Source organism: Nocardia flavorosea (genome assembly GCF_015477805.1).
Lineage (GTDB): Bacteria > Actinomycetota > Actinomycetes > Mycobacteriales > Mycobacteriaceae > Nocardia > Nocardia flavorosea_A.
The window spans coordinates 239,740-261,010 of sequence record NZ_JADLQL010000004.1 but is presented as its reverse complement, the minus strand read 5'-3'; the positions used below and the strand labels follow the sequence as shown (position 1 = coordinate 261,010).

Genomic DNA, 21,271 nt, shown 5'->3' with positions numbered 1-21,271 from the left:
CGACCCGTTAAGCTCGACACTCATGCGCGGAACAGGCCAGGGCGGACCCAAGCTGGGGGTGATGGGTGGCACCTTCGACCCCATCCACCATGGGCACCTGGTCGCGGCCAGCGAGGTCGCGCACCGGTTCGACCTCGACGAGGTCATCTTCGTCCCCACCGGCCAGCCCTGGCAGAAATCGGGCCGGCGGGTCAGTCCGGCCGAGGACCGCTACCTGATGACGGTGATCGCCACCGCCTCCAACCCGCGGTTCTCGGTGAGCCGCGCCGACGTGGACCGCAGCAAGATGACCTACACGGTCGACACCCTGCGCGATCTGCACGCCCAGCACCCGGGCGCCGAACTGTACTTCATCACCGGGGCGGACGCGCTGGCCAGCATCCTCACCTGGCAGGATTGGGCGGAACTGTTCGAGCTGGCGAAATTCGTGGGCGTCAGCCGGCCGGGGTACGAGCTGAATATCGATCATCTGGCCGACCATCTGCGCGGTATGCCCGACGATGCGGTCACGATGATCGAGGTCCCCGCGCTGGCCATCTCGTCGAGTGAATGCCGTCGGCGCGCGGCCGAGGGCCGGCCCGTGTGGTACCTGGTACCGGACGGGGTCGTGCAATACATATCGAAACGGCACCTCTACGTGCCGGCGCAAGCGGAAGGTAATGGAAGCGTGAACCGAGGACCAGGGGGAACCACACCATGACTGCGACAGCCCAGGCAGTGCAGATGGCGACCGTCGCCGCGTTGGCCGCGGACGAGAAACTGGCCGCCGATGTGGTGGTGCTCGACGTCTCCGAGCAGTTGGTGATCACCGACTGTTTCGTGATCGCTTCGGCGCCGAACGAGCGCCAGGTCAACGCCATCGTCGATAATGTCGAAGAGAAACTGCGCGCGGCCGGGCACAAACCCGTTCGCCGGGAAGGGACCCGCGAGGGCCGCTGGGCACTCCTGGACTATGTCGATGTGGTGGTGCACATCCAGCACAACGACGAACGTAATTTCTATGCGCTGGAACGGCTGTGGAAAGACTGCCCCGTCGTTCCGGTCGAGGGGATCGGTGTGCCGGAGGCCGCCGATGAAGAAAGTGCTGGAGATACCGAGTGACTCAGAAAACCGGTGTGCGCACCCTGATCCTGTTGCGCCACGGGCAAACCGAATGGAACGCAAGCGACCGGATGCAGGGGCAGATCGATACCGATCTCACCGACCTGGGACGGCGGCAGGCGAAGGAGGCCGCGCGGGAGCTCGTCTCGCACAAGGCGATCGGCCTGGTGTCGTCCGATCTGAAACGGGCCTACGAGACCGCGCAGGCGCTGTCGGAGCATTCCGGCCTGGAAGTGATCCGGGAGCCGCGGCTGCGCGAAACCCACCTCGGTGACTGGCAGGGGATGGGCGATGTGGAGGTCGATTCGCTCTATCCGGGCGCGCGCCTGGAATGGCGGATGGACGCGACCTTCACCCCGCCCGGCGGCGAATCGAAGCTCGAGGTAGGCGCCCGGGCGCTGCCGGTGGTGCAGGAATTGTTCGCCGAGCGGCGGGATTGGCCGGGCGCCACTATGATTCTCGTGGCGCACGGCGGGCTGATCGCCGCGCTCACGGCCGCATTGCTCGACCTGCCGCCCCAGAACTGGCCGGCCCTCGGTGGCCTGGCCAATGCCAGCTGGGTGCAGCTGAGCAGCCACGGTCCGAGCATCGAGAAGCCCGGCTGGCGTCTCGATGTGTGGAACGCAGCGGCGAAAGTAGCACCCGATGTCATCTGAAGACCTGAACCGGCAGATTCCGGACGAACTGTTCCAGCGGGTCTCCGCGAAACCGGAACGCGCGCTTCCCGATGCGCTGTTCGGCCCGGCGACCGAGCCGCAACAGGACGAGAACGCCGAGAGTGCCGACGGCGACGATATGCGTAAGGCAGTCTGATCATCAGGAGGGTCGCGCAGTGACAGGCAGGTCGGAGGATACGAGCCGGCCGGAAACGACCGGGCCCGTCCAGGGGTCGGTCGATCCGCACCCCATGCCGGTAACCGGCTCGCCCGCGGACCACACCGACGGCGCTGCCGCAACCCTCCCGCTCGGCGGAGCCGCGGCCGGAGACCCGGTGCGCCGGCGGCCGGTATTGCTGGTGATCGCCGATTCGCTGTCCTATTTCGGGCCCAAGGGTGGTTTGCCCGCCGATCATCCCCGGATCTGGCCGAATCTGGTGGCGTCCGAACTCGACTGGGATGTCGAACTGGTGGCCCGTATCGGCTGGACCTGCCGCGACGCTTACTGGGCGTTGATCGGCGACCCCCGAGTCTGGGCGGCCGTACCGCATGCCGGTGCGGTGGTTTTCGCGGTGGGCGGTATGGATTCGCTGCCCTCGCCGCTGCCCACCGCGCTCCGCGAACTGATCCGCTATATCCGGCCTGCCGGGCTTCGCCGGGTTGTGCGTTCGGTCTACCAATGGGTCCAGCCCAGGGCCTCGAAGCTGGGCAGCCGGGTCGCGCTGCCGCCGGAGGTCAGCGTGGACTACCTGGAACAATGCCGTACGGCGCTGGCACAGCTGCGGCCCGAGCTGCCGATGGTGGCGGTACTGCCGTCGGTGCACGACTGCGACGCCTACGGGCGGGTGCACCGCGGCCGGGAACCGGCGGTGCGGGCACTCGAGAGCTGGTCGGCGCGTACCGGTGTGCCGCTGGTCGATCTGAAGGCCGCCGTGCACGACAACATCTTCTCCGGCGACGCGAACCCCGACGGTATCCACTGGGGGTGGGACGGGCATTCCGAGGTCGCCACATCGATGGTGAAAATACTGCGCGAGGTGGGATGAGCTGTGGCGGTCGTGATCGTCACCGATTCGTCCGCCAGCCTGCCCGCGGACCTCGTCGGTGAGCTGGGTATCGATATCGTGCCCTTACATGTCCTGGTCGGAGATACAACGATCCGCGAGGGTGTCGACGACCTCGATATCGACTACACCGCGGACGCCGTCAGCACCTCCGCACCGTCTCCGGGTGAGCTCCGCGACGCCTATACCGCGGCACTGGCGCGCAGCGGCGGCGACGGCGTGGTCGCGGTGCACCTGTCCCGGCAGCTGTCCGCCACCTGGGAGTCCGGGCGGCAGGCGGTCCGGGATATGGGCGCCGAAGAGTCCGTGCGACTGGTGGATTCGCTCGGCGCGGGCCTGGCGACCGGGCTGCCCGCGCTGGCTGCCGCCCGATCGGCCGCCGCGGGTGCTTCACTGGGCGCCGTGCACTCCGCCGCCGTCACGGCGGCGGAGAGCTCGCACACCTTCATCCTGGTGAATCGCACCGAACAACTACGCCGCGGTGGGCGGCTCAGTACCGCGGCCGGATTCTTTGCCAGTGAATTGGTGAGCAAGCCGATCCTGCAGTTGGTGCAGGGCAGACTGGAGTTGCGGGAGAAAGTACGCACCCGGTCGAAGGCAGTCGTGAAACTGGTGGCTGCCGCTGCCGCTGCTGCCGGATCCGGGGAAGCCGTTGTGGGGGTACAGCATCTGGATGCGGCCGATGCCGCGGAATCGGTGATCGCTCAGCTACGTGAACGCCTACCACAGGTCCGGGAGATCCTGACGGCGGAATTCGGGCCCGCACTCGGGGTGCATCTCGGGGTCGGGGCGGTCGGCGTACTGGTACTACCCGGCGGGTGGGGCTGAGCCCCGGCACAGTTGTGCACGGCGGCCGAGACCTTGCCCGCGGGCCGGTCGACGCCGACTCGTCGCAGGCGGTGACGGCGTCTTCCAGCGCGAGCCCGGGAGCGGTCCGTCCGCCCGTTACCGTGTCTGCAGCGCCGGAACGGTCGGCATTGTGGCTGCCCGGGAGCGGAATCCGCGGGGCCGGCTGCTGGATTTCGCACCGACTGGTCGGGCCGTTCGTCGAGTGGGGCCGGAGGCATGTGATGTCGCCCGTGCGGTAGGGCCCACCGAATTCGGGCCTTTCCACCCCGGTCGGCTGTCCATCGGCCGGTGAGCGGGGTTGTCCACAGCGCAGGGTTGTCCACAGGCTTGTCGAGTTGCCTGGTCGGGATGGAAATTCGATACCGCCGCGGGCCTAGCGTCGCAAGCATGGCACGACAAGACGAGCGGGAACGGGTACACCGGCAGCTGGGCGGATACATCGGCGGCGGCCGGCGCGACGATTCCGGGATCGATGCGCCGCACCCGAATACCGCACTCACCGACGATGACGACGGTGTCCGCACCCCGCGCTGGCTCGACGCCGGGCCCGATGCACCCACCTGGCGGGAACGCCTGATACCGCCCCGATTCCGGGACGCGCGGCTGGACCCGGGCCGCCGCGGGGTGGTGACCATGGCGGGGGTGGGGCTGCTCGCCTTCCTGGTCACACTGGTGGTGGTGTTCTGGGAGCGCCCCGTCGCGGCGCCCGTACCGCCGCTGCCGGCCGCCCATCCCGCCGCGCTCCCGGCCGCGGTGCCGGCCGCGGTGCCGGTGTCCGCCACCGCGCCGGCCGCACCCGGGACAGCGCCGGACCCGCCGCCGGCCGAGCTGGTGGTGAGCGTGGTGGGTCTGGTGCACGAGGCCGGTCTCGTCCGGCTACCACCGGGAGCCCGGGTCGCCGACGCCCTCAGCGCCGCCGGTGGTGTACTCACCGGTGCCGACCTGACCGGGCTCAACCTGGCCCAGCGCCTCGCGGACGGCGATCAGATCCGGGTCGGCCCCGCCGATACCGCGTCCCCGCGGCCGGGCAGCGCCACGGTGAGCGGCGGAAAAGCAGCGGCGGCAGCCCCGGACGCCGCCGGTACGGCGTCCACTCCGGTGAACTTGAACACCGCTACCGAATCCGATCTCGACGCGCTGCCCGGTGTCGGCCCGGTCACCGCGAAGGCGATCATCGCCTGGCGGGAGACGAACGGGCGGTTCAGCGACGTGGAACAACTGGCCGAGGTCGACGGTATAGGCCCGGCCCGGCTCGCCCGGCTCCGGGAAGTGGTGACGGTATGACCGAGTCCGGCGGCACGGGGCCCGGCCCCCGGAGGCCGGCGCGAGCGGGTGGTGCCTCGAGTGGCAGAGCGGGGCAAGGGCATCGGTGGTTCGCGCGGGTCTTTGCCCGGATCCAGCGGTGACCGGCACGGGCCGTGCCGGCAACGCGGATCGGGACGACCCGCCGGCCGGCGGCGCCGATGGTGTTGCGCGGGTGCTGGATGCCCGGCTGCTGCCGGCCGCCCTGGTGTGCTGGACGGCAACGATTTCGGCTGTCGCCGCGGGATGGCTGGTCGGGGTCGCGGTCGCGGTCGGCCTGACGTCGGTGGCAATGGCTTCCTGGGCCCTGTTGTGGGCAGGAGTAGCACACCGCAGTGAGCGTTACCGGGTGATCGCGACGACGGTATTCGGTGCTGCCGTGCTCGGTGTGGGGTTTGCGCTGGCGGGTGCCTGGCGCGAGCATCACGTGGATGTCCATCCGCTCCGGGCGGTACCGGACGAGGTGACAGTACATGTGGTGGTCACCCCGTCCGACGACCCGAAACCTGTGCGGAGCAGCGGGACCGGGGCCGGTCGGCTGTGGGTGGTGCGTGCCGGACTGCGCGAGTTCGGCTATCGCGACGAGATCGTCCGGGCGGGTGGATCGGTGGTCGTCCTGGCCGCCGGTCCGCGCTGGGGCGAACTGCTGCCCGGGCAGCCGATCGAATTCCGGGCCCGCACCGCGCCCCCGCGGCACCACGATCTGACGGTCGTCACGCTGCACCCGGTCGGTCCACCGGCCGCTGCCGGGCCATTGCCGTGGTGGCAGGACCTGGCCGCGGGAGTGCGCGCGGATCTGGCCGCCGTCGCCCGGCCCGCGCTCGCGCCCGACGCGGCCGGGCTGCTTCCTGCGCTGGTCGTGGGAGACACCTCGGGCCTGTCCGATCGAGTCCACGAGGATTTCGTCGCGTCCGGATTACAGCATCTGTGTGTTGTCAGTGGCGCGAATTTTTCTGTGCTCCTGACCGTGGTGCTGGCGGTGACCCGGATACTGACCTGTGGTCCGCGCCTGAGCTTCTGCGTGACTGCGACCGCACTGGTTTTCTTCGTCGTCATCGCGCGGCCCGATCCCAGCGTGCTGCGGGCCGCTGCCATGGGGTCGGTCACCTTGCTCGCCCTGCTGACCGGTCGCCGCAAACAGGCGTTGCCCGCACTGTGTGCCGCGGTGATCGGGCTGCTCGCCCTGTGGCCATCCCTCGCGGTGCAGGCGGGTTTCGCGCTCTCGGTCCTGGCGACGGGTGCCTTATTGCTGCTGGCGCCGAGCTGGGCCGACTTTCTCCGGGGCCACGGCTGGTGGCGCTTGCCCGCCGAACTCGTTGCCGTTGCCACCGCGGCCTTCGTCGTCACCACACCGATCACCATCGCCCTGTCCGGCAAAGTCAGCATGGTGGCGGTGGTCGCGAATATCCTCGTGGCGCCGGTGATCGCACCGGTCACCGTTCTCGGGGCGGCAGCCGCAGTGGTATCCACCTTCTGGTATCCGCCCGCGGAGCTGCTCCTGCACCTCACCGGCCCACCGCTGTGGTGGCTGTGCACCGTGGCCACCGAAGCGGCAGACGTCCCCGGCGCGCTGCTCACCGTGCCCGGGGGGACATCCGGCGGGGTGTTCGCCGCCGGCGTGGCGGCCGGTGGGATCGTGGCGCTTCGTATCGCGCGGCTTCGCCGATACCTGGCGGCCACCGCACTCGGCGTTGCTACCGTCTACCTCCCCCTGCTCCTGTGGGCACACTGGTGGTAGCGGTCGCTTTCGTCCGGATAACGGGGCGGATCTCGATCTCGAGGTTCGTACCGTACGGCTGCACCCGGAGGCGGGGCCCCGGCGAGGTCGATCCCGGGAACGGTCGGGGGCGCGCCGTACGATCGGAGCCGTGAGCGAGCGAGCGGCGGTGCACCTGGTCCTGGGGGAAGAAGAACTGCTGATTCAGCGGGTGATCGCGGGAGTGACGGCGCTGGTGCGGGCGGGCGCCCCCGACCCGGACTCCGTCCCGGTCGACCGGTTGCGTGCGGGCGATGCCAGTAGTGCGGAGCTGGCGGAGCTGCTCAGTCCTTCGCTGTTCGCCGAGGACCGGGTGATCATTCTCGAATCGGCGGATCAGGCCGGTAAGGAAGCCGTGGCCGTGATCACCGAGGCTGTAGCGGCCCCGCCAGAGGGGGTGGTGCTGATGGTGGTGCATTCCGGGGGTGGCCGGGCCAAGGGGCTGGTGCCGGTTTTACGGAAGGCCGGAGCCGAGATTCACGAATGCGCAAAGCTCACCAAAGCCTCCGAGCGCGCCGAGTTCGTCCGGGCCGAATTCCGGGCGGCCGGAGCGCGGGTTTCCGGCGAGGTCGTACAGGCGGTGCTGGACGCGGTGGGATCGGAGCTGCGGGAGCTGGCGGCCGCCTGTTCGCAGCTGGTCGCCGATACCGGTGGGAAGATCGACCTCGCCGCCGTGCGGCGGTACTACTCCGGCAAAGCGGAAGTTTCGGGTTTCGAGGTCGCGGATCTGACCGTCGCGGGGAATAGGGCCGGTGCGGTGGAGGCGCTGCGCTGGGCGCAGGACCGCGGGGTTCCGCATGTGGTGCTGGCGGACGCGCTGGCCGATTCCGTGCATACGATCGCCAAGGTCGGCTCGGCGGGGCGCGGTGACCCGTTCAAACTGGCGGGACCGCTGGGGTTGCCACCGTGGAAGGTGAAGAAGGCGCAGGCTCAGGCGCGCGCCTGGTCGCCGGCCGCGATCGGCTCCGCGCTGCAGGTCGTGGCGACGCTGAACGCTGATGTCAAAGGTGGGGCCGCGGATTCCGGGTTCGCGCTCGAAGACGCCGTACTGAAACTGCTGGCGCTACAGGGACGTGACTGAGCGCCGCGACAGCCGAGCCGCCTGGGCCGTGACGTGAGCATCGACCGCGGGGTCGAAGCCGGCGGGCGGTGAAGTCGGGGCTGTGGCGCCGAAAGCTGCCGAGCGAGGGCTGTGGCGCCGAAGCCGCCCGGTAACCGGGCCGGGCAATGGCGCTGAAACCGCCGGGCTGTGAGGGGCTGCGGTATCGGACGTATCGGACCCGGGGTCTCGCGGGGAGATGGTGGAGAAGACCATCGCGTGGCCCTCCGGGCGGGTCGAAGTTAATCGACCGAGCTGAGTTCCAGCGCTTCCTCCGCAACTTCTTCGAAGCGCCCTTCCCACTCTTCGTAGACGGGGGTCTCCTCGTCTCGGGTGACCATCCAGACGACGACCTGGCTACCGTCGTCGTCGGCGGGGACCAGCACATTCTCGATTTTCACACCGATACCGAGTACCTCGGCGGCACGGATGACGCCGGGCAGATCCTCGGCTTGGACGACCGATTGGTTCGCATACAACATAACCATGGGCGGCATGCTACGACAGGGGAGCGACATCCGGACGAGCGCCATCCGGTACTGCCTCGGAAAACATACGCTGACCGAGCCCTGGCACACCAAAAGCCGCCGTGGTCGTCGAAGTCCCGGCGGCTTTGTGCGAAGAGTTCGTCTCTGTCAGAGCTTGTTCAGCGCGAGCGCCATCGCCGACTTCTTGTTCGCGGCCTGGTTCGCGTGGATGACGCCCTTGGAGGCGGCCTTGTCGAGCTTGCGGCTCACGAACTGGAGGCGCGCGGTGGCGGTCTCCTTGTCGCCGGCCGCGGCGGCCGTGCGGAAGGCGCGGATATGGGTGCGCAGCTCCGACTTCACCGACTGATTGCGCTGGCGCCGCGCTTCGTTGGTGCGGATCCGCTTGATCTGGGATTTGATATTGGCCACGCCGGTATCCTCTGGTTCCTGTCTGGTTCGGTCGGAAAGTCTGTATGCGCGTACCAGCCCTGATTACAGCCGGCCCGGATTGCCCGGGCACGGGGTACGGCAATGCCGAGTGGCCAGGTTACCAGCAGGGCGCTGCGCCGCGAAATCGTGGGTGCGTTGCAACACCGTGACCTGGCCGTATGTCGTTGTGAAGATCGTTCGTGCGGCGTAAGGTGCCGAGCAGTTCGGCCATTGTTTCGCAGCACGACCCAGGTTTCCCGGTGCGCGCCCCGGCGGGGCGGCGACCCTCTCGGAAGGTGGCGTCATGTCCCCCACTGCGCAGGAACGAGAAGCTGTACTCGAAGGTGCCGAGCCCGCGGATCTCCCCGATACGAGGAAATGGATGGCCGAGGCGCTCGGCACGTTCGTCCTGGTGATGGGCGGTGTCGGCACGGCCGTTCTGGCCGGTGAGAAGGTGGGGCCGCTGGGGGTGGCACTGGCGTTCGGCCTGTCGCTGCTCGTATTGGTCTATGCGATCGGGCCGGTTTCCGGCTGTCATGTCAACCCCGCGGTGACCGTGGGGCAGCTCCTGATGGGCAGGGTTTCACCGAGGACCGCGGTGGGCTACATCGTTGCCCAGGTGGTGGGCGGTCTGCTCGCCGGTCTGGTGCTGTTCGCGATCGCCAAGAATCTGCCCTCCTACGACCGCGCGGTCTCGGGGCTGGGCGCCAACGGCTGGGGTGGGCACAGCCCGTCGGCGGTCACCGGTCCCGCCGGTGAGGTGGTGATCCAGGAGGGCTACGGGATGGCCGCGATGATCATCGTCGAGGTGATGCTGACCGCGCTGCTCGTTTTCGTCGTGCTGGCCGCAACCGACCGGATCTCGGAGATCCCGCAGGCCGGTCTGGCCATCGGTTTCACCCTCGCGCTGATCCACCTGATCTCGATTCCGGTCGACAACACCTCGGTGAACCCGGCCCGCAGCCTGGCCGTGGCGCCCTACCAGGACGGCGCGATGGGCCAGTTGTGGGCGTTCATCCTGTTCCCGCTGATCGGTGGTGTGCTCGGCGCGCTGCTGTACGGGCTGCTGTTCGGGCGGTCCCGGGAATTGGAGGCCTGATCCGGCGGCGCCGGGCCCGGTTCAGCTCCAGTGGAACTCCCGGACCAGGCGGTGTGCCACCCGGTCGAACAGTGTGCGCGGCAGGATGGCGCCCTCCCGGCGGATACCGTCCTCGGGGACGTCGAGAACCCGATCCAGCCGGACCCAGCTGGCGCGGCCTTGATGATCCCAGGTGCCGGCGCCGATACCGACCCATTCGGGATCGTGGTCGCGCTCCGGGTTCGAGCTGAGCATCAACCCCAGCAGCGTGCGCCCGTCCCGGCCCACCACGAGCACCGGCCGGTCCTTGCCGTTGTCCGGGTCCTCCTCGAAGGGCACCCAGGTCCATACGATTTCGCCGGGGTCGGCGCGGCCGTCGAGCCGGGGTGCATAGACCACCCGGCGGGCGCGCTGCGCGGTCGGGACCGGTGTGGAGGCCGCCGGGCGGACGGGGATGCCCTTGGGGCCGGTCACCGCGCGCTGGGCGTGGCGAGTGGTGCGGGTGCCGCCCCGGACGAGTAGCGCTTCCATCAGTCGCGGTGCCTGCCGGCGGACGAGCTTCGGGCCCTGCTGTATCGCGATCGCGGTGAGCTGCTTGCCGAGACTGTTCCAACTGCGGGGCATCTCAGGAGGATAACGGCACGGATGGCCGTCGGAGTACCGCTGCGGGCGGGGGCCGGGGGACCGGTGACCCGGCTCACCATGGGACGATGGTCGTCAGTACGCCCGATACCCATGAGGAGTGGAGTGCCCGCCAGCTTCGCCGATACGACGTTCACCGATCCGTCGCGGATCCGGAACTTCTGCATCATCGCGCATATCGATCACGGTAAGTCGACGCTGGCCGACCGGATGCTGCAGCTCACCGGGGTCGTCGAGGAGCGGCAGATGCGCGCGCAGTACCTCGATCGGATGGATATCGAACGCGAGCGCGGTATCACCATCAAGGCCCAGAACGTGCGGTTGCCGTGGACGCCGTCGTCCGGTGCGCATGCGGGTGAGGATTTCGTCCTGCATCTGATCGATACCCCGGGCCACGTCGACTTCACTTACGAGGTCTCGCGGGCGCTGGAGGCCTGCGAGGGTGCGGTTCTGCTGGTGGACGCCGCGCAGGGCATCGAGGCTCAGACGCTGGCGAACCTGTATCTGGCGCTGGACAAGGACCTGGAGATCATCCCGGTCCTCAACAAGATCGATCTGCCGGCCGCCGATCCGGAACGTTACGCGGCCGAACTGGCCCATATCGTCGGCTGTGAGCCCGAGGATGTGCTGCGGGTGTCCGGCAAGACCGGAGTGGGCGTGACCGAACTGCTGGACCGGGTGATCGACCGGGTGCCGCCGCCGGTCGGCGACGCCGACGCGCCGGCCCGGGCGATGATCTTCGACTCGGTCTACGACACCTATCGCGGTGTGGTCACCTATGTCCGTGTGGTGGACGGGAAGCTGACCCCCCGCGAGAAGATCAAGATGATGTCCACCGGCGCCACGCACGAGCTGCTGGAGATCGGGATCGTGTCCCCGGAACCGAAACCCACGCAGGGGTTGGGCGTCGGTGAGGTGGGTTACCTGATCACCGGGGTGAAGGATGTGCGGCAGTCCAAGGTCGGCGATACCGTCACCTCCGCACGCAACGGCGCCGGCGAACCGCTCACCGGATATCGCGAACCGCGGCCCATGGTGTATTCCGGGTTGTATCCGGTGGACGGCTCCGACTATCCGGATCTTCGGGATGCATTGGACAAACTGCAGCTCAACGATGCCGCGCTCACCTACGAGCCGGAGACCTCGGTGGCGCTCGGCTTCGGTTTCCGCTGTGGCTTCCTCGGGTTGCTGCATATGGAGATCACCCGGGAGCGATTGCAGCGCGAATTCGGGCTCGACCTGATCTCCACCGCGCCGAACGTGGTGTACCGGGTGGTGATGGAGGACGGTACGGAACACACCGTGACCAACCCCTCGTACTGGCCGGAAGGCAAGGTACGCCAGGTTTTCGAACCGGTGGTGAAGGTCACCATCATCGCGCCCAGCGAGTTCATCGGCGCGATCATGGAGCTGTGCCAGTCGCGACGCGGCGACCTCGGCGGGATGGACTATCTGTCCGAGACCCGCGTGGAGTTGCGCTATACCTTGCCGTTGGCCGAGATCATCTTCGACTTCTTCGATTCGCTGAAATCGCGCACCCGCGGGTACGCCTCGCTGGACTACGAGGAAGCCGGCGAACGGGAATCGCAGCTGGTGAAGGTGGATATCCTGCTGCAGGGTGAGGCAGTGGACGCGTTCAGCGCCATCGTGCACCGCGACGCCGCCCAGGCCTACGGGCACAAGATGACCACCAAACTGCGTGAGCTGATCCCGCGCCAGCAGTTCGAGGTGCCGATCCAGGCGGCCATCGGATCCAAGATCATCGCCCGCGAGAACATCCGCGCCATCCGCAAGGATGTGCTGGCCAAATGCTACGGCGGCGATATCAGCCGTAAGCGCAAACTGCTGGAGAAGCAGAAGGAAGGCAAGAAGCGGATGAAGACCATCGGCCGGGTGGACGTTCCGCAGGAGGCGTTCGTGGCCGCGCTGTCCTCCGACGCCCAGTCCGATAAACCGAAGGACAAGAAGTAGCTGCGGGTTTCCGCTGCCCCCGGCCCCGCCCGGATATCTGTCGATAACGAAAATGTGACAGCCGTAGATGTCGACAATAGGCTGATGACGGATCGACGGTGGTGCGGTCGCCGGCGCACGCGAGAGTGGAGTTATGGAATGGCGAGTGATCTGCCGTTCGACGACGAAGACGAGGTCGCCGAACGAGGCGGTGACGCCGCCTATCGTATTGCCAGCGCCACCGCGCGAGTTGCCCGCGGCGGCGCCTATGTGACCGGTGGCGCGCTGGTTGCCGCCAACGGCGGCGGGGTCCCGGCGTCGCCCGGTGAACTGGACAGTCGCAATGCCGGGTGGGCCCACAATGTCGACCCGGATCCCGATGTGCCCAGCCCGGTGGTGACCTTCCCGGACCCGGAACCGGTTGCGCCGCAGGAGATGCCGTTCGGCTCGCCGGGGGACGCGAGCGTGACGATGCCGCTGCCGCACGGAACTCTCGATATCCAGGTCGGCCGTCCCGGGGAGTTCGGTTTCGACGATCTGGAGTCCTACACCGCGCCGTACATGGATGAGGTGCCGGGGCTGGAGCTGACTCCCGGCGGTCCGGACGGTGATCCCCCTGGGATCGGTTTCGTTCCCGGCACACCGGGAACCGGTGTGCCCGAATCGAATATTCCGAGTCTGCCGGAGTTCGGCAGTCCGGACGCTCCCGGGGGCATCCCGGGGTTCGACGATCTTCCCGGCCTGGGCGGTGATATCCCGGGTCTGGGCGAGGATTTTCCCGGTCTGGGGAATGAAGGGCCCGGTGCGCCCGGAGGTTTCGACCTACCGGCACCCGGCGACGCCTTCAAAACCGATATCTTCGACCTGCCCGGGTTCGGCCTGAACCCGGCCGGGCAGGTGAAGTCGGTGGCGCAGTCCGACGAATCCGGGCCGTCCGGCTGGGACTTCGGTTTCTCCGATCTGCCCGGTGGTGCGCACACGACCGCGGCCGCAGGCGGCTCCGGCGGCGACGATGCCTGGTTCGAATTCTCCCTGAATGCCGACGTCGCCGGGGGTGGCGGGATCGCGCTCGGTGGAATCGGCGGGTCGGTGCGGGTCGAATCGGATATGGATGTCGATATCTCGGTGGGCCCCGGCGGTGTCCGGGTCGACAGCGACTGGGATTTCGGGATCACGGCCGAAGATGCTTTCTCGCTCGACGATCAGCTGGATCAGTACACCGGCTGGATGCAGGCCGGTGCCGGCACCGCGGAGTCGGCTGCCGGGGCCGGACAGCCCGGTGTCGCGGAGCCCGGCCGTCCGGCGGATGTGGACGCGGCGGTCCAGCGCGACGCCTCGGTTGCGGTGGACGGCAGTACCGGTACCGGAACGGGCGCGGCCTCCGCGCAGAACGCCGCGGGCAGCGCCGGTCCCGTCACCTCCGGGATGTCGGTGGTCCCGGCCGCCGCCCCGGCTCCGCTGCCGAGTGCCCCCGCACCGATGGCCGTCGCTCCGGTCGCGCCGCCCGCTCCGGTGGCGATCGCTCCGGTGGCTCCGGTTGTCCCGGCGCCGGTTCCGCCGCCGGTGGCGCCCGCTGCCGTCGCACCCGCGGTACAGCCGGTCGCGGCCACCCCGTTGCAGACGACGGTGCAGCCCGATGCGGCGACCAGCCCGGTGGCGCATGTTTTCCAGCCCCCGGCGGGGCCGTCGCCGTTGACGGCACCGGCGGCCCAGCTGCCCGATCTCTTCCACCGGCTGCCGCAGCCGGTGGAAGCGGAACCGCCCACCGAACCGACGCTGCCCGGGGACACCACCACGGTCCTGCCGACCACCACGGCGCCCGTGACGACCTCCGACGGTGTGACCACGACACCGGGCGCCACCACCACCGGCCCGGACGGCTCCACGACCACCGGCCCGGGCGCAACCACCACCGACGGCAGCACGACGTCGGTGGACGGCAGCACGACGGTGCTGCCGGGTGGCACCACCTCGCCGCAGGGCAGTACGACTTCGCCGCAGGACAGTACGACCTCTCCGCAGGGCGGTACCACCTCGCCGGACGGATCGACCACCACACCGGAACTCACCGAGCCGACCGAGACCGGCGGTTCGTCGCCGACGAGCAGTTCCGGGGAACCGACCACCGGCACCGAGGGCTCCTCGGCCACCGGCGACCCCGGCGGTGTGAGCACCACCGTGCCGGATTCGTCGACCGGGGAGGCCGGTAGCACCACCGAACCCATCGGCGGCGACACCGGTGCGCCGGGTACCGGCGGCCAGACTCCGGGCGCGACGCCGTCCACCGTCGACCTGCCCACACAGCAGCTCCCGACGGCGGATCAGCCTGCGCCGCAGGTGCCGACCGCGGAGCAGCCGCAGGTGCCGACGGTGAGCGTGCCCAGCCAGCAGCCGAGCATGCCCGACGCGCAGGTGCCGACCATGCCGCAGCAGCCGATGCCTACACCGTTGCCCGCGCCACAGGTCGAGCCGATCGCCGGGCACGGCGCCGCGGTCGTTCCGTACGATGTGCACGGGGTCGCCACGGCCACGCCCTACACCGATCACACGGTGCTGGGTTTCGCCGGCGACGAGTTGATCGGTGGTCTGTCGGCGGGTTTTGTGCCGCATACTGTGGCAGTGGCCGAAGACGCGGTTCCCGACCCAGCCTTCTGGGTATATTTCTGACGGTTCACGGCCGATCCCGGATTCGAATCCGGTCGGGTGGGCGGGGGTGAACGGCCGAGCGTGGCCGCAGGACGTGTTGTGACCGAGAGCGAAGGAGCAGGGCTTGTCTGCCGTAGCCGGACCGCAGGCCGCCACGGTGAAGAATCCGGATGTGATGGCCCCGCTCATCCAGATCATCGACGAGTTGCGGGATGTTTCCCGCACCGCCAGCCGCAACGATCTCCGGGGCCGGCTCGGTATGGTCCGGGCCCGGGTGGCCGATACCCGGGTGCGGCTGGTGGTGGTCGGTCCGCCGAAGAGCGGGATGAGCACCCTGGTGAACGCGCTGGCGGGAGCGCCGGTCAGTGCGACCGACAGCCCGATCAGTGTCCCGGCGATCGTCGAGTACGGTCCCGAAGCCACGGCCACCCTGGTCCGGCGGGAGGGCGGTGGCCGGGTCCGGCGCCAGCCGGTGGACCCGCTGAACCCGGCGCCGGCGTTATCGGCCACGGGGGTGATCCGCGCCGACTTCACCCATCCGAGCCCGCTGCTGGCCGAGGGGATCGTACTGATGGACGCGCCGGGCGCGGCGATGCAGGACAGCACCACCTGGTCGATGATCGCCGCCGCCGACGCGGTGCTGTATGTGAGCGATGCCGATACCGCGTACAACCGGGATCAGATCGCGCATCTGCGGCGGATCGGGCAGATCTGTCCCACGGTGATCTGTGTGTTGAACAAGATCGACCGCAATCCGCACTGGGCGCAGGTGCAGGAGCTCAACCGGGAATTGCTCGACGAGGCCGGGCTGGGCTTCGCGGTGGCGCCGGTGTCGGCGCAACTGCACCATCAGGCGCAGCGGGCCGGGAACCAGCAGCGCGCGGTCGAATCCGGGGTACCGCAGTTGGTGGAGCATCTGCGCGACTATGTGGTGGCCCATGCCGATGCCATGGCCGTGAAATCCGCGGTCCGCGATATCCAGCTCGTGGGCGACCATCTCGGCGTGGTGCTGCGTACCGAAGCCGATGCGCTGCGCGATCCGCGCCGGCGCGCCCATGTCACTCAGCAGTTGGCCACCGCGCGGGACCAGGCCGACCAGTTGCGGCAGCGCACCGCGACCTGGCAGGTCACGCTCGCCGACGGCAGTACCGAACTGATGGCCGATATCGAGCACGATCTGCGGCATCGGCTGCGTGCCCTGGTGCGCGACGCCGAAACCGAGATATCGGAAATGGATCCGGCCGCTCGGTGGAAGCAGTTCGGCACCGAGCTGGAGGGCCGGATCGCCGAAGCGATCGCGGAGAATTTCGAGACCGCCAACTACCGCGCCGAGGAGCTGGGTGAACAGGTCGCGGCGCGGTTCCCGGCCGAGCACCGCCGCCCGGAGTTACCGGATATCCGCCCGCGGTACGCGTCGGATCTGCTGACCGACGTCGCGTCGCTGGAACCGTTGCAGAGCGCGAAAGCGAGTGTCACCGAGCAGTTCCTGTCCGCGCTGCGCGGTTCCTACGGCGGCATTCTGATGGTGGGCCTTGCCACCAGCCTGCTCGGGATGTCGCTGGTGAACTGGTATTCGGCCGGTGCGGGTATCTTGCTCGGCCTGCACGCCCTGTGGGAGGACCGCCGGGCGCGCCGGTTGCGCCGGCAGACCGAGGCGAAGGCGGCGGTTTCGCGGCTGATGGACGATGTGGTCTTCCAGGTCGGCAAGGAGTCGCGGACCCGGCTGCGAGAAGTGCAGCGGGTACTGCGGGACCATTTCACCGATATCGCCACCGATGCGTTACGCGCGGCGGATGAGGCGTTGCGTGTGGCCGAGGAAGCGGGGGCACAGTACGGCGACCGGGGCGCCGAACGCCTCGCCCGGCTCGATACCGATATGGGGAAGTTGCGCGATCTGCGGCAGCAGGCGGACAGTATCGCCGCCGCCTGACGGCGACTGTCACCCCATTCGGCCGGTATCGCGAGGCCGGCTGCGCCACGGGGTGCCGCCGGTTTTGTCGTGCGCGGGCCGGAACGTGCCGGCCGGTTCCGCGCTTTCGGCCCGGATCAGGTGAGTGACGGCATTGATGAGCGCGAGATGGGTGAAGGCCTGCGGGAAATTGCCGAGCTGGCGGCCGGTGTGCGGGTCGATTTCCTCGGCGTAGAGCTTGAGCGGCCCGGCATGGGTGAGCAGGCGTTCGCACAGGACGCGGGCACGCTCGACCTCCCCGATTTCCACCAGCGCCGAGACCAGCCAGAACGAACAGATGGTGAAGGCGCCCTCGACGCCCGACATTCCGTCGTCGGTGGATTCGGTGCGGTAACGCAGCACCAGCCCGTTCTCGGTGAGTTCGTCGGCGATACCCAATACGGTGGCGCGCACCCGTGGATCATCGGCAGGAAGGAACCGGGTCAGTACCACCAGCAGAAGTGAGGCGTCCAGTGTGGAACCGCCGTAGACCTGGGTGAACCGGCCGCGCTCGTCCACCCCGTTTGCCAGGATATCGGCCCGGATCTCCGCTGCGATCTCGTGCCATTTGCGGGCGATTGCCGCCTGGCCGTGTAGTTCGGCCAGGCGGGCGCCCCGGTCCAGTGCGACCCAGCACATCACCTTCGAGGAGGTGAAATGCTGTGGTTCGCCCCGTACCTCCCACAGCCCGCGGTCGGGGTCGCGCCAGTTCGCGATGGCGGCGTCGACCTGGCGTTTCAACATGGGCCACAGTGTCTCCGGCACATGCTTACGCGATTTCACGTGCAGGTACACCGTGTCCAGCATGGTGCCCCAGATATCGTGTTGTTTCTGGTCGAAGGCGCCGTTGCCGATACGTACCGGCCGGGAGTGGCCGTAGCCGGAGAGATGATCGAGGGTCGATTCGGGGAGATGGCGTTCGCCGCCGATCCCGTAGAGCACCTGCAGCGGAACCGGTTCGCCGTCCGGCCCGGTGGTGGCGTCGTGCAGGAATGCGAAGAAATCGTCGGCTTCGCGGTCCAGGCCGAGGGTGTAGCTGCCCCAGAGAGCGAAGCTGGAATCGCGTACCCATGAGTAACGGTAGTCCCAGTTGCGCTCCCCGCCGGGCGTTTCCGGTAGTGAGGTGGTGCCGGCGGCCATCAGTGCGCCGGTGGGGGCGTAGGTGAGACCTTTCAGGGTGAGTGCGCTGCGTTGTAGATAGCGGCGCCAGGGATGGTCGGGAAAATCGCCGAGGGTTATCCACTGCCGCCAGCATTCGATGGTGGTCCACATCTTGCCGGCGGCCTCGTCGAACGTGCGGGGGGCGGGCAGTTCGGACCAGGTGAGCGCGACATAGGCACTGTCGCCCTCGGTCATCCGGGTGCGGGCGCGGGCTTCGCGGCCCTGCAGGCCCAGGCGCAGGTCGGTGGTGAGTACCAGACTCGGCCCGGCGGTCGGATCGTCGGCGCAGACCGCGGTGGCCTCCTCGTACACCTTGCCGGTGTACTCCCAGGAAGCCATCTGCCGGTGGTAGTCGAAGGACGGTTCGCAGTTCAGTTCGAGTTCGACGGTGCCGCTCACGCATTTGACGGTGCGCAGCAGCATATGCTCGGCATCCCAGTCGGTCGGAGTGCGCCGGTGCGTGCGGCTGCGCTGCTCGGTGCTGTGCCACGGGCCCAGGACCAGCGCATCGCGCACGATCAGCCAGCCGGTCGCCGTCTGCCAGGTGGTTTCCAGGACCATGCCGCCCGGTAGATAGCGGCGGGCCGCGGGAACCGAATGACCGTAGGGGCCCAGCCGGAAATGACCGGCGCTGCGATCCAGCAGGGCGCCGAACACACTCGGCGAATCGGGGCGGGGGATGCACATCCACTCCACCGCCCCGCTACTGGCGATCAGGCAGGTCGTTTCGCAGTCGGAGAGAAAGGCGTAATCGTCGATGGCCGGGAAGTTGTCCTGGCGACGCGGCGCGGCCGGGTGGGTGCCCGGCAGTCCGCTCGCCGGTGCTGCTTGCTCGGGGCTCGGCATACAACCCATGATGTGTGGCCGAGCCCCGAGTTGCCACCTCCGATTACCCGGTGCGCCGGATGCGGGCGAGCCAGGCCACCAGTTCGACCTTGCCGGTGGCGTCGACCGTCAGGTCACCGAGCTGGTCGGCATTGGATTCGGTGACGCGTCCGTAGTAGCGGTCCGGTCGCAGGTCCGCCAGCTCCCAGCCCGGTCCGGTGAAAGCGTCGCGGATGAGGTCCGCCCCGATCCGCGGCCCGAACCCCGGTTCGGTATCGGAGAGCGCCAGCAGGTGCACATATCCGCCGGGTGCGCACAGCCGGTGCAACGCGCGGACGTAGGCGGCGCGGGCCGCCTCGTCATCGCAGAACACATGGAACAGGGCGCTGTCGACGATCGTGTCGAAGGCGCCGAGCGGGTTGTCCGCCGAATCCGCGAGCGCGACCATATCGACCACCTCGAACCTGGCTGCGGGCTCGCCCTTGGCCGCGGCATTGCGCCGCGCATAGGCGACGGCGCTGGGGGAGAGGTCGACGCCGAGCACGTCGTAGCCCGCGGCGGTCAGTGCGATGGTGTGCTCACCGGCGCCGGTTCCCGGGTCGAGGGTGCGGCCGCGGATCCGGCCGGAGCGTTCCAGGGCGACGATCGCGGGCTGTGGTTCGCCGATGATCCACGGCGCGGTGTCGTTGTCGTAGGCGGAGTTCCATACCTCGGTGGCCTGAGTCATGACCTCAGCCTGCAACCTCGAGCGCGCTCGAGGTCAAGAAATGGGCGGGCCGGGTCGGGCAGGAGATGTCCGGCCGTGCCGGGTGGGCAGGGGTGTGCGGCCGGTGTTCTACGCTGGTCGGCGTGGAGCGTATTGCCGGCTGGTGGGACGGGTTCGAACTGTGGGTGGCGGGATTGCCGTTCATCCCGCAGTTCCTCGTGGTGCTGGTAGGTATGGTGCCGATCAGTTTCGGTATCGCCTATCTCATCGACCGGGCAGTGCGCCTGGCCGCCGGGGTACTGGGCCACGACGAGATCGACGGTGACCGCGAGACCGGAAGCGAGGTCGGCTGATGCCGCGTTCCCGAGTACAGCTCGCACTGGCCGCGCTGCTGGTGCTGGTGGTCATCGCCTGGTTGTTCACCCTGTGATCCGCCCCGGTGGCCGCGGGTCCGCACGAGCTCGGCGCGGATTCGGCGCGGAAAGGTCCACGATGTCGCGTACCGGTCGTCCGGCGGCGCGCCACCGGCTGTTCGCCGCGCTGGTGGCCTTACCCGTAGTGCTGAGCGCTTGCGCGGGCGGTTCGAGTGACGAGGTCGGCGGCGGCGGCGCCGACGGCAGCGGCGGTACGGTCGATCTGTACGCGTACGCGATCCCCAAGCCCGGGTACGACGAGGTCGTGCCAGCCTTCAACGAGACCGAGGCGGGGGAGGGAGTCGAGGTGCGCCAGTCCTACGGCGCCTCCGCCGACCAATCCCGCAAGATCGCCCGCGGCGCCCCCGCCGATATCGTGAGTTTCTCCCTCGAACCCGATATCACCCGGCTGGTGGACGCCGGGCTGGTGGATCCGGACTGGAACGCCGACGCCACCCGTGGTATCCCGTTCGGTTCGGTCGTCACCCTCGTGGTGCGGGCCGGTAATCCGAAGAACATCCGCGGCTGGGACGATCTGTTGCGCGAGGATATCGAGCTGGTCACCCCCAATCCGTTCAGCTCCGGTTCCGCTAAATGGAATCTGCTCGCGCCCTATGCCGCGGCGAGCGATGGGGGCCGCGATCAGCAGGCCGGGATCGACTTCCTGAATCAGATGCTCACCCGGGTGCGGGTCCAGCCGAAATCCGGCCGGGAGGCCACCGAAACCTTCCTACAGGGCACGGGCGATGTCCTGATCAGCTACGAGAACGAGGCGATCTTCGCCGAACGGCACGGTGATCCGGTCGAACATATCGTGCCGGAGTCGACGTTGCGGATCGAGAATCCGGTCGCGGTGCTCGAACACGCGCAGCATCCGGAGAAGGCGCTGGCATTCCGCGATTTCCTCTACACCCCCGCCGCGCAGCGGGCCTGGGCCGAGGCGGGCTTCCGGCCCGTCGATCCCGGGATCGCCGCCGAGTACGCCGAAGTGTTCCCGGAACCGGCCACGCTGTACACCGTCGCCGATCTCGGTGGGTGGGAAACGGTGGAGGCCGAACTGTTCGCTCCCGAGTCCGGCGCCATCGCCATCGCCTACGAGAACGCGACCGAGTAACCGGGTGACCCGGACCACACGCGATACTCGATACTCGTGACCGAACACAGCCCCGGCACCGAACC

General features: G+C 68.7%; 20 protein-coding genes. 15 read left to right on the top strand and 5 right to left on the bottom strand.

The window, feature by feature from the left end:
- Nucleotides 1–22: 22 nt before the first annotated feature.
- The 9 genes from nadD (at nt 23) to holA (ending at nt 7,809) form a co-directional block, all read left to right on the top strand.
- Nucleotides 23–700, top strand: a complete 678-nt coding sequence (gene nadD, locus IU448_RS19875) for a nicotinate-nucleotide adenylyltransferase (protein ID WP_228813645.1) — start codon at nt 23–25, stop codon at nt 698–700.
- Nucleotides 697–1,101: a ribosome silencing factor gene (rsfS, locus tag IU448_RS19870; RefSeq protein WP_195057166.1), complete on the top strand. Its 405-nt coding sequence runs from the start codon at nt 697–699 to the stop codon at nt 1,099–1,101. Before nadD ends, rsfS begins: the two co-directional genes overlap by 4 nt.
- Nucleotides 1,098–1,757: a histidine phosphatase family protein gene (locus IU448_RS19865; RefSeq protein ID WP_195057165.1), complete on the top strand. Its 660-nt coding sequence runs from the start codon at nt 1,098–1,100 to the stop codon at nt 1,755–1,757. The genes rsfS and IU448_RS19865 overlap by 4 nt, the downstream gene beginning before the upstream one ends.
- Nucleotides 1,747–1,914 carry a hypothetical protein gene (locus tag IU448_RS19860; RefSeq protein WP_195057164.1) on the top strand — a complete coding sequence of 56 codons (168 nt, stop codon included), beginning with the start codon at nt 1,747–1,749 and terminating at the stop codon, nt 1,912–1,914. The genes IU448_RS19865 and IU448_RS19860 overlap by 11 nt, the downstream gene beginning before the upstream one ends.
- Before the next feature lie 19 nt (nt 1,915–1,933).
- Nucleotides 1,934–2,803 carry a diglucosylglycerate octanoyltransferase gene (gene octT, locus IU448_RS19855; RefSeq protein ID WP_280459119.1) on the top strand — a complete coding sequence of 290 codons (870 nt, stop codon included), beginning with the start codon at nt 1,934–1,936 and terminating at the stop codon, nt 2,801–2,803.
- A 3-nt stretch (nt 2,804–2,806) separates the two neighbouring features.
- Entirely contained in the window at nt 2,807–3,649 is an 843-nt protein-coding gene (locus tag IU448_RS19850; RefSeq protein WP_195057163.1) for a DegV family protein, read from the top strand.
- A 408-nt stretch (nt 3,650–4,057) separates the two neighbouring features.
- A complete protein-coding gene (locus IU448_RS19845) occupies nt 4,058–4,954 on the top strand; it encodes a ComEA family DNA-binding protein (protein WP_195057162.1) in 897 nt (298 codons plus the stop codon).
- Between the two features lie 118 nt (nt 4,955–5,072).
- A complete protein-coding gene (locus tag IU448_RS19840; protein ID WP_195057161.1) occupies nt 5,073–6,710 on the top strand; it encodes a ComEC/Rec2 family competence protein in 1,638 nt (545 codons plus the stop codon).
- Nucleotides 6,711–6,840: 130 nt separating this feature from the next.
- Nucleotides 6,841–7,809 carry a DNA polymerase III subunit delta gene (gene holA, locus IU448_RS19835; RefSeq protein ID WP_195057160.1) on the top strand — a complete coding sequence of 323 codons (969 nt, stop codon included), beginning with the start codon at nt 6,841–6,843 and terminating at the stop codon, nt 7,807–7,809.
- Between the two features lie 260 nt (nt 7,810–8,069).
- Here the strand turns inward: holA and IU448_RS19830 are convergent, their stop codons facing one another.
- Nucleotides 8,070–8,315 carry a hypothetical protein gene (locus tag IU448_RS19830; protein ID WP_195057159.1) on the bottom strand — a complete coding sequence of 82 codons (246 nt, stop codon included), beginning with the start codon at nt 8,313–8,315 and terminating at the stop codon, nt 8,070–8,072.
- A 147-nt stretch (nt 8,316–8,462) separates the two neighbouring features.
- Entirely contained in the window at nt 8,463–8,723 is a 261-nt protein-coding gene (rpsT, locus tag IU448_RS19825; RefSeq protein WP_195057158.1) for a 30S ribosomal protein S20, read from the bottom strand.
- 304 nt (nt 8,724–9,027) lie between these two features.
- Between rpsT and IU448_RS19820 the strand changes: the two genes are divergently transcribed.
- Nucleotides 9,028–9,822 carry an aquaporin gene (locus IU448_RS19820; protein WP_195057157.1) on the top strand — a complete coding sequence of 265 codons (795 nt, stop codon included), beginning with the start codon at nt 9,028–9,030 and terminating at the stop codon, nt 9,820–9,822.
- A gap of 21 nt (nt 9,823–9,843) precedes the next feature.
- Here the strand turns inward: IU448_RS19820 and IU448_RS19815 are convergent, their stop codons facing one another.
- Nucleotides 9,844–10,425 (bottom strand): type II toxin-antitoxin system PemK/MazF family toxin, encoded by a 582-nt coding sequence (locus tag IU448_RS19815; RefSeq protein ID WP_195057156.1) that lies wholly within the window; start codon nt 10,423–10,425, stop codon nt 9,844–9,846.
- A 111-nt stretch (nt 10,426–10,536) separates the two neighbouring features.
- Here IU448_RS19815 and lepA point away from each other — a divergent pair, with 111 nt between their 5' ends.
- From lepA to IU448_RS19800, 3 genes are all read left to right on the top strand, one after another.
- Nucleotides 10,537–12,414 (top strand): translation elongation factor 4, encoded by a 1,878-nt coding sequence (lepA, locus tag IU448_RS19810; RefSeq protein WP_195057155.1) that lies wholly within the window; start codon nt 10,537–10,539, stop codon nt 12,412–12,414.
- 138 nt (nt 12,415–12,552) lie between these two features.
- Nucleotides 12,553–15,060 (top strand): hypothetical protein, encoded by a 2,508-nt coding sequence (locus IU448_RS19805; protein ID WP_195057154.1) that lies wholly within the window; start codon nt 12,553–12,555, stop codon nt 15,058–15,060.
- 103 nt (nt 15,061–15,163) lie between these two features.
- Nucleotides 15,164–16,969, top strand: coding sequence for a GTPase (locus tag IU448_RS19800; protein ID WP_195057153.1), 1,806 nt, complete (start codon nt 15,164–15,166; stop codon nt 16,967–16,969).
- 9 nt (nt 16,970–16,978) lie between these two features.
- Here IU448_RS19800 and IU448_RS19795 read toward each other — a convergent pair whose 3' ends face one another.
- Both IU448_RS19795 and IU448_RS19790 read right to left on the bottom strand, forming a co-directional pair.
- Nucleotides 16,979–19,003, bottom strand: coding sequence for a glycoside hydrolase family 15 protein (locus IU448_RS19795; protein ID WP_416383026.1), 2,025 nt, complete (start codon nt 19,001–19,003; stop codon nt 16,979–16,981).
- A 34-nt stretch (nt 19,004–19,037) separates the two neighbouring features.
- On the bottom strand, nt 19,038–19,700 hold the full coding sequence (locus IU448_RS19790; RefSeq protein WP_195057151.1) for a class I SAM-dependent methyltransferase: 663 nt from the start codon (nt 19,698–19,700) through the stop codon (nt 19,038–19,040).
- Nucleotides 19,701–19,822: 122 nt separating this feature from the next.
- Between IU448_RS19790 and IU448_RS19785 the strand changes: the two genes are divergently transcribed.
- Together IU448_RS19785 and IU448_RS19780 are read left to right on the top strand one after the other, a co-directional pair.
- Complete coding sequence (locus IU448_RS19785) at nt 19,823–20,032, top strand: hypothetical protein (protein ID WP_195057150.1); 210 nt, start codon at nt 19,823–19,825, stop codon at nt 20,030–20,032.
- Nucleotides 20,033–20,171: 139 nt separating this feature from the next.
- Nucleotides 20,172–21,206, top strand: coding sequence for a sulfate ABC transporter substrate-binding protein (locus IU448_RS19780; RefSeq protein ID WP_195057149.1), 1,035 nt, complete (start codon nt 20,172–20,174; stop codon nt 21,204–21,206).
- The last annotated feature ends 65 nt before the right edge of the window (nt 21,207–21,271 follow it).

What these genes read in the sequence shown, in the direction of transcription:
- IU448_RS19860 (WP_195057164.1), top strand. Translation starts at nt 1,747, where the DNA reads ATGTCATCTGAAGACCTGAACCGGCAGATTCCGGACGAACTGTTCCAG.
- lepA (WP_195057155.1), top strand. Translation starts at nt 10,537, where the DNA reads ATGAGGAGTGGAGTGCCCGCCAGCTTCGCCGATACGACGTTCACCGAT.
- nadD (WP_228813645.1), top strand. Translation starts at nt 23, where the DNA reads ATGCGCGGAACAGGCCAGGGCGGACCCAAGCTGGGGGTGATGGGTGGC.
- IU448_RS19795 (WP_416383026.1), bottom strand. Translation starts at nt 19,003, where the DNA reads ATGGGTTGTATGCCGAGCCCCGAGCAAGCAGCACCGGCGAGCGGACTG.
- rsfS (WP_195057166.1), top strand. Translation starts at nt 697, where the DNA reads ATGACTGCGACAGCCCAGGCAGTGCAGATGGCGACCGTCGCCGCGTTG.
- IU448_RS19830 (WP_195057159.1), bottom strand. Translation starts at nt 8,315, where the DNA reads ATGGTTATGTTGTATGCGAACCAATCGGTCGTCCAAGCCGAGGATCTG.
- IU448_RS19805 (WP_195057154.1), top strand. Translation starts at nt 12,553, where the DNA reads ATGGCGAGTGATCTGCCGTTCGACGACGAAGACGAGGTCGCCGAACGA.
- IU448_RS19790 (WP_195057151.1), bottom strand. Translation starts at nt 19,700, where the DNA reads ATGACTCAGGCCACCGAGGTATGGAACTCCGCCTACGACAACGACACC.
- IU448_RS19845 (WP_195057162.1), top strand. Translation starts at nt 4,058, where the DNA reads ATGGCACGACAAGACGAGCGGGAACGGGTACACCGGCAGCTGGGCGGA.
- IU448_RS19820 (WP_195057157.1), top strand. Translation starts at nt 9,028, where the DNA reads ATGTCCCCCACTGCGCAGGAACGAGAAGCTGTACTCGAAGGTGCCGAG.
- IU448_RS19780 (WP_195057149.1), top strand. Translation starts at nt 20,172, where the DNA reads ATGTCGCGTACCGGTCGTCCGGCGGCGCGCCACCGGCTGTTCGCCGCG.
- IU448_RS19815 (WP_195057156.1), bottom strand. Translation starts at nt 10,425, where the DNA reads ATGCCCCGCAGTTGGAACAGTCTCGGCAAGCAGCTCACCGCGATCGCG.